The 598-nt window shown below is 60.2% G+C and carries 2 tRNA genes and 2 rRNA genes; all 4 read right to left on the bottom strand.

The annotated features are described in order from the left end of the window. Positions 1 to 90: ribosomal RNA gene (locus EPD81_RS10610) — 23S ribosomal RNA — on the bottom strand; the annotation flags it as partial. 192 nt (positions 91 to 282) lie between these two features. Further along, positions 283 to 358 (bottom strand) — tRNA-Ala (locus tag EPD81_RS10605). 21 nt (positions 359 to 379) lie between these two features. Continuing rightward, positions 380 to 456, bottom strand: a tRNA-Ile gene (locus EPD81_RS10600). 84 nt (positions 457 to 540) lie between these two features. Beyond that, positions 541 to 598, bottom strand: a 16S ribosomal RNA gene (locus EPD81_RS10595); the annotation flags it as partial.

Here is a 598-nt window from a genome sequence, read left to right as displayed (position 1 = left end):
CCAGCTCCCCCGGGCTTTTCGCAGGCTCGCACGTCCTTCTTCGCCTGTGATCGCCAAGGCATCCACCGCATGCACTTACTTCGCTTGATCCTATAGCGGTGCCAGACACCCCTATAGGATTGATGCTGTGCGATGCAATCACACACACTACGGACACTTCGATTCGCCTGTTCGGCGCCTCGCAGTGCCCTACCCATTTCCTTGCCCTACTTGTTAAAGAACGTTGGTACCCTTGCGGGCCCATCGGTAAGCACGAGATTCGCGCTTGCCGATGGACTCTCGTGGTGGAGCTGATCGGGTTCGAACCGATGACCCCCGGCTTGCAAAGCCGGTGCTCTGCCAGCTGAGCTACAGCCCCGCCTGCAGGCGTGCCCGTGCGTGGTGGGTCTGGTTGGATTCGAACCAACGACCCCCGCCTTATCAAGACGGTGCTCTAACCGACTGAGCTACAGACCCGGGTGGCCGGGTACGTTCTTTGTCTTCGGGGACAGTCGAGCGGTTGTGGGTGCGGGCCGGGCCGTGCCTGGCTGCTTTCTCTTGAAAGGAGGTGATCCAGCCGCACCTTCCGGTACTGCTACCTTGTTACGACTTCACCCCA

The organism is Tepidiphilus sp. J10, assembly GCF_006980785.1.
Lineage (GTDB): Bacteria > Pseudomonadota > Gammaproteobacteria > Burkholderiales > Rhodocyclaceae > Tepidiphilus > Tepidiphilus olei.
Note: the sequence above shows the minus strand (reverse complement) of the source record. Positions and strands in the feature narration are given on the sequence as shown.